Origin of the sequence: uncultured Streptococcus sp., assembly GCF_963521865.1 — a bacterium.
GTDB lineage: Bacteria > Bacillota > Bacilli > Lactobacillales > Streptococcaceae > Streptococcus.
In genome coordinates this window covers 1-12,317 of sequence record NZ_CAUQWY010000041.1, presented here as the reverse complement: position 1 = coordinate 12,317, position 12,317 = coordinate 1, and the positions used below count along the sequence as shown (strand labels likewise).

Below are 12,317 nucleotides of genomic sequence, written 5' to 3'. Positions count from 1 at the left end.
AAATAGGCTCCATAATATCCATAGGGGATTTACCCACTACAAATATTATAGAGCCGATTTTTAAAGTAAGTTGACTATATAAATCATCATAAAAGAGACTCAAATCGAGCCTCTTCGTTTCATTCATTAGTTTGGATAGATATATGTTACAAAACCTTCTGAAGTTGTAGTAGGATTGAACCATCCACGTTTGTTTCCGATTGTACGGTTTCCACCATAGTTTGATTCAGATACTTGGATGCTTGTTGATGATGAAACAGCTGTAACTACGGCTACGTGTCCATAGCCACCATCATTCCAACATGCAATCGCACCAACTTGAGGTGTAGATCCTGTACGAAATCCTGCTGCAGCTGCACTTGTAGCCCACTGTGCTCCATTACCCCAGTAGTCTCCAGCCCAAGGTGCCAATGTCTTAGCTCCCCATGTACACTCACCAGTTGGATAACTTGACGCATTTGTGCTATATGTTGGATGATGTTTCACTAGTGCAGGAGTGTAGCTTGAAGATGATTCAGAGACTGCTTGAACTTCTGCTGTAAAGGTTGTATTTCCAGAAGCAACAACTGTTTGTTCTTGACTTGCTTGTTTAGCTTTATAAGCAGCTTCTGCTTCTGCAGCTGCTTTAGCTTCTGCTTCCGCTGCCGCTTTTTTCTCAAGTAAACTTGCTTTTTCATCCTCTGCTGTAGCCTTTTCAGCAGCAAGATTCAATTCTGCAGCTTTCAATTCTGCTTGTTTTGTAGTTAATGTTTGAGCATCATCAGCTAATTTTTGTTGATTTGCAATGACTGTATTAATTGCATCATTATTTGCTACTTGTTTTTCAGAAATAGCTTTTTTATCTGCTTTTTGTTGTTCCAACATCTTATTGTTTGCAGATACGATTTCGCTCATTGCAGCAACACGTGAAATAGCTTCTGTAATCGATTTTGAGTTTACAATTGTATTGATGTAACTTGTTGCAGCTCCATTTGTTTGAGCACTACGAGCTTGTTTTTGCAACGAGTCATTACGAGATACAATATTCTTAGAAAGTTCTGTAATTTCACCCTCAAGCTTTTTAGATTCAGCTTGTAGTCTATCATTTTCAGATTGCAAGTTTGATTGCTCTGTTTGAATAGCAGATACTTGCTCCTGAATTTGATCAACTTGTTTTTGAGCTTCTTGTTGTTGTGCTGTTAAATTACTAATTTTATTATCTTGAGCAGCAATTTTGTCATCAGTAGTTTCTGCATGCGCAGTTGTTAAAACAGCAACTTGAGAAACCATTACTGTACTTAGTAAAAGTGACGCTAAGATTTTTTTCTTCATATTACGTAGATACTCCTTCTATTTAAGACAATACTAGTATACCAAAAAAAGACATAATAAATATTACGCCTTTATTACATTTGTATTTCTTTCTCATAGATAAAATTTTTCAAAAATAAACTGAAAAACAATCATCCATATAAGATTTAAAATCATTGATGGTACTAAACTATAGACTATGAATAAAGACATACTATCCACAGTTAAACCTACCACTATTGCAAGTATATATACCCCCATCTCAAATAGAAAAGTCATGACAATGATTGCCAACATTCTCGTCCAACGATTCAATAAAATAATACTATTAAATTTATGGAGAAATATCCCCAACAAGACGAACAACAGAGTCGCAATCCCTATCAAGTGGAAAAAGTAGATGTCATAAACCAAACCCACTACAAAACAATAGGCTAAATAGAGATACTCTGATACTTCAATCGTCTCAAATAAGAGAAACAAAAATAGAAAATGACTAGCCAACTGTACATGGGGAAAGAATGAGCCCAAAAGCTGGTTAATATGGGCATCAATTAGAACAAAGAAAGGAAGCAATAAAAACACTCCAACCCGCTTCAACTGTCTCATTATGAATTCCCCACTAATTCTATCACACTCACATTATGAGTATCTGCACTCAATTTCACAGTTACTTCTCGTGTCAAATAGTCCGTACTATGCGTTGTGGCAACCACTTCACCAACTGGAATATCCGCGACATTAAAGTTTCCTAATCCACCAGTGGTCACTTTATCACCCGAACTAATATCACTATTACTATTTAATTGGCTAATTTTAAGAACCTCATTTTCCTTGTCATAACCAACAATAATTCCATAAATTGTAGTAGAACCATGTTGAATTTTAACAGAAATCTTATCAGCATTTTCCGTATTTGTCAGAAGGTTGACCATAGTAGAGTTGTCCTCCACTTTTGAAACACTCCCAATCAAGCCACCATTTGCAATGGCTAACATGTTCTCAGAAGCTCCTTTTGATTTGCCTGCATCCAGGGTCAATTCCTGTTTCCAAGATACTGGAGAACGCATAATAACATCTGCTGCCAAAGTCTTTGTAGCTTGCAATTTTGACTTCATATCAAGCAATTGGCGCAGTTGTTCATTTTCCGTCTTTAAACTTTCCGCCTCATTTGATTTAACTTCTAATTGGTAAATCTGTTTCTTCAAACTTTCATTTTCATTATATGTTCGTGTCAAGTGAGCCAAATCTGATCTGACAGAATCAAACCACTGAAAAGGTTTTTGCACAACCCTATCAACCAATGAGATTCCATCTCCTAATTTTGTCACAATTGTACTTGAATAAGTCGTCGCTAAGAGAGCTGACACAAGCAGAACGGTGACAAAAATAATAATGACATATTTTGATTTTTTAAAACGGTTCATATCCCTACCTTTATATCAAAAACTGTTACAGTAATTTTTTATCAATTCCTAAAAGCTACTAAGATTTTAAGAAAAATAAGCAACAACCAAGTACGATAATAACAAGAATAGTCAGCGTATCCTTTCGAGTCCATTCCAATTGTCGGTATTGACTTCTGCCTTTTCCGCCCTGATACCCACGCGCTTCCATGGCGATAGCCAAGGAATCTGCACGTTTTAAACTTGTCGCAAAAAGAGGAATCAAAATGGGAATCATAGCCTTCACCTTTTGAACAATGCTTCCTTCACCAAAATCCACTCCACGCGCTTTCTGTGCATTCATAATCCGCGTCGTATCATCCATCAAGGTTGGAACAAAACGCAAACTCATGGACAGCATCAAGCCAATTTCATGAACTGGAACTTTCACACGCTTTAAAGGCGCTAACAAAGCTTCGACAGCTGATGCCAAACTTAAGGGCATGGTCGTTAAGGTTAACAAAGTTGAAAAGAAAATAATCAATACAAAGCGACAAAAAATAATCCCAGCTTGTTGCAAAGCATAATCCGTGATTCTCACAAACGAAAATTCAAATAAAACATTCCCATTAGAAATGAAAAAAAGTTGAAAAATAGTTGTGAAGGCAATCAAGAAAAACATAGACTTCAAGCCCTGAATAAAAAACGAAAGAGATACTCCTGACAAGGCAATAAATATCCCTGTCGCTATGAAAAGAATTAGATTCGTCAAGGGATTATTAGCCCAAAACACAATCAAAATCAGCAGCATCATAGCAAGCAATTTGCTACGTGGATCCAACCGGTGAACAATCGAATCCCCTGGGATATAACGTCCCAAAATCATACTATCCATTTAGCGACTCCTTGAACTCCTCTATCTTAATCGGTAATCGTTTAAATGACACGCCTCTATCAGCCAATCGTTTACAAAAGGCCGTAATTTTAGGTACTCCCAACTGCACTTCTTCCATAAAGACAACATCTTGAAAGACATCACTTGGCTTACCACCCTTAACTAGACGTCCCTTTTCCATCACATAGACTTGATTCGCATATTCAGCAACATCATCCATCAAATGCGTTACCAAGACAATGGTCATCCCTGACTGGTGGAGTTTTTTGAACAAATTCATCAGCTCTTTTCTTCCCAGGGGGTCCAGGCCTGCTGTGGGCTCATCTAAAACTAATATAGCTGGCTCCATGGCAAGTATGCCTGCAATGGCCACACGTCTCATTTGTCCCCCTGACAGCTCAAACGGGCTACGATTTAAAAGTGATTCATCAATTCCAACCAGAGCCAGTTTCTCACGCGCAATCTTCTCCGCATCTTCTTCAGAAACTCCAAAATTTTGCGGTCCAAAAGCAACGTCTTTCAAAACCGTTTCTTCAAAAATCTGATTTTCGGCAAACTGAAATACCAAGCCAACCTGTTTTCTAATTTGACGAATATCTTTATTTTTAGAAGTCGAGGTGATTAAAGTATCAAAAACTCGCACACTCCCTTGACTTGGTATCAATAAACCATTTAAGAGTTGTAAAATAGTTGATTTACCACTGCCTGTGTGCCCAATTAAAGCCGTATAAGAACCATCTTCAATCGTCAAAGAAACATCCGACAAAGCTGTTGAAGCTAAGGGAGTCCCTTCTTGATATGTAAAACTCACATTTTCTAGAGCAATTCCCATAGCTTATCCTCTAGCTCACTTTCTGTCAAATAATTTTCAGGTAAATCATAGCCATTCTGGCTCAAAGAATGTTTTAATTGATTGGCAAAAGGATCGTCTAATCCAATTTGATCTAAATCATTTCGAGAGAAAAGTTCTCTTGGGCTACTGGTTGATTCAATTTCCCCTTTTTTCATGACCAATACACGATCGCTCATGGCAACTTCTTCCAAATCATGTGTAATGGAAATGACCGTCATATCATAGTCTTTCCGAATTCCTTTTACTGTCTCAATCAGTTCTCTACGCCCCTCAGGATCCAACATACTCGTTGCCTCATCTAGGATTAGAATAGCTGGTCTTAGGGCTACAACACCTGCAATGGCCACACGTTGCTTTTGGCCACCTGATAGACGTGCTGGCTCTCTCTTTTTAAAGTCCAACATGCCAACCAAATCCAGAGCTTCTTCCACTCTCTTTTTCATTTCTTGACGAGAAAGGCCCTGATTTTCCAAACCAAAGGCGACATCATCTTCAACAGTCGCTCCAACAAATTGATTGTCTGGATTTTGAAAAACCATACCGATTTGACGACGTATACTCCAAATATTTTCCTCAGTCAACCGTTGACCATCAATTACAATCTCTCCAGATTCTGCTTCCAGTAAACCATCAATTAATCGAACCGTCGTTGATTTACCACTACCATTATGCCCTACAATCGAAAGCCATTCTCCACGTTTCACGTGAAACGTAATATCTTTCACATCATAGTATTCCTGACTTTCCTTATAGCGAAAAGAAAGATTTTTTACATCAATTATTGATTTCATTTCGAACCAAATGTCCCTTTAAATACATAGGCACTACCCTTGAAATAATCATAGCCAGAGTAGATAGTGAAAAACAAGGCTACATAAAGTAGAACTTGACCAAGCAAAGTCCAATGTAATAGCAAGAAAATAATCGCAAACATCTGACTAAAAGTTTTAATTTTTCCAGGCATTGCTGCTGCTAAAACTCTTCCACCAGTTTCAACCAGTAAAAGCCTCAAACCTGTCACAGCCAACTCACGACAGATGATCACCGCAACAATCCAAGCTGGAGCCATACCTAACTCAATCAGCATAATAAAAGCCGACATAACTAGTAGCTTATCCGCCATAGGATCTGCAAATTTACCAAAATTACTAACCACATTCCATTTACGAGCTAAATATCCATCTAAGTAGTCTGTGATACTGGCAATAGCAAAGATAATAGCTGCTACTATATGACTCTCTATCGAATTTTCTACTGTTAAAATAAAGATAAAAATAGGTATGAAGAGAATTCGACCTATTGTTAGGAGATTTGGAATTTGTTCTTTTTTCATTCGTTTTTCCTTAATTTTTAGTAAAGGTTACAGTGATTTGTCCAGTCTGAGCTGTTAATTTCGATAAGTCAACAGTCTGATTATCTACTGTCAAAGCAACACCTTTTACAACACCTAACGTAATTGTTACAGGACTTTTAGTTGAAACTGTTGTTTCCGCACTTTTATTATCCGGTGATAAAGTTATACCACCCTCAAGCTCACTTTCTGAAACACTAACCCAACTTCTAGCATCTGAGACTGATAATTGCAATTTTGCAGTTTCCTTACTTGTTTTATAAGCGATTTCTACGTAATTTCCTTCACCTGACACACTTATAGCCGATTCTATACTAGAGGAACTACTAGATGAGCTACTGCTTGAAGATGGAGTTACAGAACTCGTCGAGCTTGTTGCTTGGACTACACTATAACTAGACACAGATGAACGCTCCGGTTGAGTCTGAAGATAATTCCAAACATAATAAGTCACAAAAATGACAATCGATAGGGCAAAGAGTATAAAATAAAATAAAGGTAGAAATGATGTCTTACTTTTCTTACTTGAACGTCTCCTACCTGTCAACTCCTCTTCATCAACATCTACTTCTTCATAGGTAATCATGTTACCAGAATCATAAGCATCCAAGACAATTCTCTCATCTAGCTCAACTGCCCACGCATATTTTCTCAAAAAAGAACGAGTATAAAATGGACTAGGAAGTTGAACAAAATCATCAGCTTCCATCGCTTCCAACATATCCAACTGAATTTCTGTTTTTTTATGTAATTCTTCTAAACTCAATCCCTGATTGATTCTAGCTAATCGTAAAACCTCACCAATTGTTTTTTTCCTCATACTTGTCATCCCTTCTTTCTAGTGTCTATTATGATAGGTTACTACGATGGGAATATTGTAAAATCAACTATATCACCATCATCTATTAAATGATGTCCAGCATCAAGGATATCCTCTAAAGTGATTTCCTGTAACATTTTCGGCAAATCAAAGATTGTCTCACCTTGTCCAAAAGCATCATATTGCGTTGCAATAAATTCAAGAGAGTTCATGCTACTGAAAAATTCTCCAAACATCTCTCTTTTTATAATATCTAGATGTTCCTCTGTAATATCTAAATCCTTTGTAAAATTACGAATAGCCTTCCTAAACTGGTGAGATAAAGCAACTGGCTCTTTTGTATCCATTGTCAAAATGACAAAATGAAAGCGACTTGTTACTTCAACTTCCAGAGATAAGGACGCATCAATTTTACCTGATTCATAACATTTTTGAAAACGATCCGAAGTCCAACCAAACATCATTGCAAATAATAATTTTAATAAAATATGATGTCGATAGCAATCATCCTCAGCAACTTCTCGCTTACCTCTAATCCCAATCGCTAATTTAGGAGAAGACACTTCCATTCTCATACTGTCTGTTCGCTTTACATCTTGTAAAACAAACTTTTCTCTTGCTACTTCCTGAACATCTAAATCTTTCCGTTCTTTGCTTTCAAAATAGTCCTGTACTTGATCCACATCAAAATTGCCAACTAAAAACAGAGACATGTTTACAGGTTTGTAAAACCTTGTAAAATTTTCTTGCAAATTAGTTAGATTGACTTGGGAAATGGACTCCTCGCTTCCAACTATATCCGTTGCTAAAGGTGTGCCAGGATATAAATTTACTAAAGTTGAAAAGAATAAACACGAATCTGGATCATCTTGATACATTTCTCGTTCTTGCTGGATAATATCCTGCTCTCTTAAAATGGAATCTTCAGTAAAGTGTGCTGATGTTACCAATTCATCAAGTAAGTCTAAATTTTCTAAAAAATGATCCGTTGATGAAAAAAGATAACTTGTTTTTGTAAAGCTTGTAAAGGCATTACTATCTGCACCTAGACTCGTAAAAGCCGACATCAAGTCGCTAGAATCTTCTCTCTCAAATAATTTATGTTCAAGAAAATGAGCAATTCCTGCAGGATATTGTTTTACATCTCCGTCAACTTCTGTGACAAGCGTATCTACCGAACCAAACTGTACAGTTACACTCCCGTAAACCTCTTTAAATTCCTTTTTAGGCAAAAGAGCAACTGTCAATCCATTTGACAAACGAGTTCGATAAACCATTTCTTTTACAGCTGGATAGTATTTTTCTTCAAAAACAACCTTTGTCATTCTATTCCTTCCATAAAGTAAATCGCCTGTAGTTTCACATTATTAGCTGCTCTACAAATAGCATCTTTGTCAACTTGCTCGAGTTTTGCAATCCAACCTTTAAAATCTGCTGAAGATTTTCCAAGTAAGGCATTTTGATAAGCACGTTCAATCAATGAACCTTGATTATCTTGAGAAAGTAATAAAGACCGACGAATCATTTCTTTGGTCTGCTCTAACTCAAGCTCTGTAAAATATCCTTTTTTTAAATCAATCAGTTGATTATTCATCATTTTACGAGCCTGGTTACGATTTTCTCGATTGATACCAGCATACATCCTCAAGAATCCACTAAACAAATCGAGCTGACTGGAAATAGTATAAGCCAATCCAGCATTTTCACGGACATTTGTAAAGAGCTTAGAATGAGCAAATCCACCAAGTAAACCATTCATTACAATCATGGGTAAATGTTGCTCATCGCCATATTCAGCAGAGCAATAATATCCCAACTCTAAAATAGACTGTCCCACATTTTTCCGAACCATACCTTCCTGAAGGATATTGGAATAAGGTTGACAATACTGAACCTTCACATCTCCTTTTCGACCTTTAAAGGCAAATGATTCTAATACATTTTGAATTTCAACCTCATTAAAATCACCTAGGAAAAAGAAATCTATTCGATCATTGGCCAAAAATTCTTGGAAACAAGAATAAGAACTCTGTGGAGTTTCATCTAAAATACGATTTCGTAAATCACTATATTCCAATTGAAGACGTTCATCATGAAAAAATAATTTATCCAATTCTTTATGTGCGAAATAAAAAGAATCATCCATATCAGCTGCTAAACTTGCTAGCAATTGTTTTTTCTCAATTTCAAATAAGGCCGAATCAAACCCATTATCAACTACTACGGGTGAAAAAAGAGTTTCTTTTACAAATTCCAAAACCTGAGAAGTTAGAACATTTTTCCTACTTAAAAACTCATCACGAACATAGGTAAATGTCAATTCTACAATGTGACTTTGCCCTCTTCTGAAACAATTGGTTGACATATCTGTACCGTATAGACTGGCCAAATGTCTTCTCAAATTTTGAGAAGTGGGATACATCTGATTAGCAGTCTCTAGCATACTCGCACTCAACATGCGACCTGCAATCGTATCAAGGGATAATGGAGCGGTAAAACGCACGGTGATTTTGTTCGTTTTAAACTTTTTTGATTGGATAAAATGTGTTGAAATTCCATGCACTAACTCCATGATTTACCTCCTTATATACAGACTTCTATTATATCACGAAAACCTGAAATTTTCTTGTTCTCTGTAACACTTTTGAAATAAAAATCGCTTACATTTCTCCCTGTTTCTCTCACTATTTTTAGGAAAATATGGTATAATACCAAAGATTGAGGTGAATTATGGAATACAAATTATTTGAAGAATTTATTACCCTCCAAGCACTACTCAAAGAACTTGGAATTACACATAGCGGAGGAGCTATCAAATCATTTCTCTCTGAACATTCTGTTTACTTTAATGGGGAATTAGAGAGTCGTCGCGGTAAAAAACTTCGTATTGGCGATAAAATTGATATCCCTGACATGAATATTGACATCTTGTTGACACAACCTACTTCTGAGGAGCAAGATGAATACCAAGCTGATAAAGTTGAAAAAGAACTAATCGCTAAACTTGTTAAGGAGATGAACAAGGGAGTAAAAAAAGATAAATCAAAACCTACTTCATCACCCAAAAGCAGACAAGCTCCGCGATTCCCTGGTAGATAATCATGTGGCTACAAAACCTATCTCTCAAGACTTTTCGTAATTACAAAGAGACGAAAATAGACTTTAATCCTAAATTGAATGTCTTTTTGGGACGTAATGCACAAGGAAAAACAAACATGTTAGAGGCTATCTATTTTTTAGCCTTAACGCGTAGTCATCGAACTCGAACAGATAAAAATCTCATTCATTTTGATGAGGAACAACTTCATCTTTCAGGTCTCGTTCAGAAAAAAACTGGATCCATTCCTCTAGAAATCGAACTAACACAAAAAGGCCGTGTGACAAAAGTTAATCATTTAAAACAGGCACGCCTTTCAGACTATGTCGGACACATGAATGTTGTCTTATTTGCTCCTGAAGATCTACAACTAATTAAAGGATCACCTTCAGTTCGACGAAAATTCATTGATATGGAGCTTGGACAAATTAAGCCCATCTATCTATCAGACTTAACCAATTATAACCACATCCTAAAACAAAGAAACACTTATCTAAAATCAGCTCAAAAAATAGATGAAACCTTCCTTTCAGTCTTAGATGATCAGCTAGTCGATTATGGATGTCGTGTAATGAATCACCGCTTAGATTTCATAAAAAAACTAGAAGCATTTGGTCGTAAGAAACATTTTGAACTTTCTAATCAGATTGAAGAGCTATCAATATCCTATCAATCTTCTGTCAATCTAAATGACAAAGAAGACTTATCAGAATCTTTCAAAATTGCTTTAGAAAAAAGTAGATCTAGAGATTTATTTAAAAAGAATACTGGTATTGGGCCTCATCGAGATGATATTTCTTTTTATATAAATGGGATGGATGCTAGTTTTGGAAGTCAAGGCCAACATCGTAGTCTCGTCCTATCGATAAAATTGGCAGAAATCGAATTAATGGAAAGTATTACTACAGAATCTCCGATATTACTGCTTGACGATGTTATGAGCGAGCTTGATAACACTAGACAACTAAAATTATTAGAAACGATTTCTCATTCAATCCAAACCTTTATCACAACAACAAGCTTAGATCATCTTCAAAATCTGCCAGAAAATCTAAGTATTTTCGCTATTCAAGATGGTAAAGTTATTGTAAATAAAACTTGACAATATTGTAAAAGAACTCCTGTTTTTGCAGGAGTTCTTTTTATTTCTTTTACATAGAATAATTTGGTGCCTCATTAGTAATTTGTACATCATGAGGGTGGCTTTCTTTCAAACCAGCACCAGACATTTCAATAAATTGAGCATTATCATGCAACTCTTTAAGGTTAGCCGCACCACAGTAACCCATACCAGAACGAATACCACCAATCATCTGGAAGACGATATCAGCTGCCGCTCCCTTATAAGCAACACGACCTTCAATTCCTTCTGGAACGAGTTTATTTGCTTCATTGACAGAACCTTGGAAGTAACGATCGCTTGAACCTTTTTTCATTGCTGCGATTGATCCCATACCACGGTAAGTCTTGAATTTACGTCCTTGGAAGATTTCAGTTTCACCTGGAGCTTCATCAGTTCCAGCAAACATAGATCCAAGCATAACAGCATTTCCACCTGCAGCAAGAGCTTTTACAATATCTCCAGAATACTTGATTCCACCGTCAGCAATGATCGTTTTTCCATATTCACGCGCAACAGCTGCAGCATCGTAGATAGCTGTTACTTGCGGAACACCAACACCAGCAATCACACGAGTAGTACAGATAGAACCAGGTCCAATACCAACCTTGACAACGTCTACACCCGCTTCATAAAGGGCACGGGCACCCTCAGCTGTTGCAATATTTCCAGCAATCAAAGTACGATCTGGGAAGTGAGCACGAATCTCAGCAATTTTACGCAAGACACCTGCAGAATGACCATGCGCAGTATCAATAACAATCGCATCTGCTCCTGCCTCAAAAAGAGCCTCTGCACGTTCAAATGTATCTGAAGTAACACCTACTGCACCTGCAACTAGAAGACGACCAAACTCATCTTTAGCCGCATTTGGAAACTCAATAACTTTTTCAATATCTTTGATAGTAATCAAGCCAGAAAGACGGCCTTCATCATCTACCAACGGAAGTTTTTCAATACGGTGTTCTTGAAGAATACTCTCAGCTGTTGCAAGATCTGTACCCACAGGAGCAGTAACAAGATTTTCGCTAGTCATATGGTTTGAGATTGGTTGGTTATAATCTGAAATGAAACGAAGATCTCGGTTTGTCAAAATACCAACCAATTTACGATTTTCAAGTGTTTCAACAACTGGAACACCACTGATGCGGTAACGTCCCATAAGCTCATCTGCTTCAGCAATTGTATGTTCAGGCGTCAAGAAGAAGGGGTCAATAATAACTCCATTTTCAGAACGTTTTACCTTGCGAACCTCGTCTGCTTGTTGAGCAATTGACATGTTTTTATGGATAACTCCGAGACCACCTGCACGAGCAATAGCAATAGCCATTTGACTCTCTGTTACTGTGTCCATAGCAGCGGTAATAATTGGGATATTTAAAGTCAAATTATCTGCCAATTTAGTTGTTAAATCTGCATCGTTAGGCAACACATGACTTTCAGCTGGAATAAGCAATACATCATCAAAGGTAAAACCTTTTTTCAAAAATTTAGTGTCCCAATTAG

The 12,317-nt window shown here is 36.9% G+C and carries 13 protein-coding genes; 2 read left to right on the top strand and 11 right to left on the bottom strand.

Annotation, left to right across the window (positions count from 1 at the left end; all coding sequences use genetic code 11):
• Window positions 1–126: 126 nt before the first annotated feature.
• The 10 genes from pcsB to yfmF all read right to left on the bottom strand — a co-directional run bounded on the left by pcsB (window position 127) and on the right by yfmF (window position 9,166).
• Complete coding sequence (pcsB, locus tag RWO85_RS08715; RefSeq protein WP_042901860.1) at window positions 127–1,311, bottom strand: peptidoglycan hydrolase PcsB; 1,185 nt, start codon at window positions 1,309–1,311, stop codon at window positions 127–129.
• A 93-nt stretch (window positions 1,312–1,404) separates the two neighbouring features.
• Window positions 1,405–1,899: a rod shape-determining protein MreD gene (gene mreD / locus RWO85_RS08710; RefSeq protein WP_314415358.1), complete on the bottom strand. Its 495-nt coding sequence runs from the start codon at window positions 1,897–1,899 to the stop codon at window positions 1,405–1,407.
• The gene (gene mreC, locus RWO85_RS08705) at window positions 1,899–2,717 is read right to left on the bottom strand and encodes a rod shape-determining protein MreC (RefSeq protein ID WP_314415356.1); all 819 of its coding nucleotides are present in this window, start codon (window positions 2,715–2,717) and stop codon (window positions 1,899–1,901) included. The genes mreD and mreC overlap by 1 nt, the downstream gene beginning before the upstream one ends.
• Window positions 2,718–2,775: 58 nt before the next feature.
• Window positions 2,776–3,570, bottom strand: coding sequence for an energy-coupling factor transporter transmembrane protein EcfT (locus RWO85_RS08700; RefSeq protein ID WP_042751848.1), 795 nt, complete (start codon window positions 3,568–3,570; stop codon window positions 2,776–2,778).
• Window positions 3,563–4,402, bottom strand: coding sequence for an energy-coupling factor transporter ATPase (locus RWO85_RS08695; protein WP_314415355.1), 840 nt, complete (start codon window positions 4,400–4,402; stop codon window positions 3,563–3,565). Before RWO85_RS08695 ends, RWO85_RS08700 begins: the two co-directional genes overlap by 8 nt.
• Complete coding sequence (locus RWO85_RS08690) at window positions 4,387–5,214, bottom strand: energy-coupling factor ABC transporter ATP-binding protein (protein WP_313970173.1); 828 nt, start codon at window positions 5,212–5,214, stop codon at window positions 4,387–4,389. Before RWO85_RS08690 ends, RWO85_RS08695 begins: the two co-directional genes overlap by 16 nt.
• Window positions 5,211–5,756 (bottom strand): CDP-diacylglycerol--glycerol-3-phosphate 3-phosphatidyltransferase, encoded by a 546-nt coding sequence (gene pgsA / locus RWO85_RS08685; protein WP_296173607.1) that lies wholly within the window; start codon window positions 5,754–5,756, stop codon window positions 5,211–5,213. The genes RWO85_RS08690 and pgsA overlap by 4 nt, the downstream gene beginning before the upstream one ends.
• A 10-nt stretch (window positions 5,757–5,766) precedes the next feature.
• The gene (rodZ, locus tag RWO85_RS08680; protein ID WP_314415353.1) at window positions 5,767–6,594 is read right to left on the bottom strand and encodes a cytoskeleton protein RodZ; all 828 of its coding nucleotides are present in this window, start codon (window positions 6,592–6,594) and stop codon (window positions 5,767–5,769) included.
• A gap of 41 nt (window positions 6,595–6,635) precedes the next feature.
• Window positions 6,636–7,919 carry an EF-P 5-aminopentanol modification-associated protein YfmH gene (gene yfmH, locus RWO85_RS08675; RefSeq protein ID WP_314415352.1) on the bottom strand — a complete coding sequence of 428 codons (1,284 nt, stop codon included), beginning with the start codon at window positions 7,917–7,919 and terminating at the stop codon, window positions 6,636–6,638.
• Window positions 7,916–9,166 (bottom strand): EF-P 5-aminopentanol modification-associated protein YfmF, encoded by a 1,251-nt coding sequence (gene yfmF, locus RWO85_RS08670; RefSeq protein ID WP_314415350.1) that lies wholly within the window; start codon window positions 9,164–9,166, stop codon window positions 7,916–7,918. The genes yfmH and yfmF overlap by 4 nt, the downstream gene beginning before the upstream one ends.
• Before the next feature lie 158 nt (window positions 9,167–9,324).
• Between yfmF and yaaA the strand changes: the two genes are divergently transcribed.
• Together yaaA and recF are read left to right on the top strand one after the other, a co-directional pair.
• Window positions 9,325–9,693, top strand: a complete 369-nt coding sequence (yaaA, locus tag RWO85_RS08665) for a S4 domain-containing protein YaaA (RefSeq protein WP_314415348.1) — start codon at window positions 9,325–9,327, stop codon at window positions 9,691–9,693.
• A 2-nt stretch (window positions 9,694–9,695) separates the two neighbouring features.
• The gene (gene recF, locus RWO85_RS08660) at window positions 9,696–10,793 is read left to right on the top strand and encodes a DNA replication/repair protein RecF (RefSeq protein ID WP_314415347.1); all 1,098 of its coding nucleotides are present in this window, start codon (window positions 9,696–9,698) and stop codon (window positions 10,791–10,793) included.
• A 49-nt stretch (window positions 10,794–10,842) separates the two neighbouring features.
• Here the strand turns inward: recF and guaB are convergent.
• Window positions 10,843–12,317 (bottom strand): IMP dehydrogenase (gene guaB, locus RWO85_RS08655; RefSeq protein WP_314415345.1); only part of this gene is annotated, 1,475 nt, incomplete at its 5' end.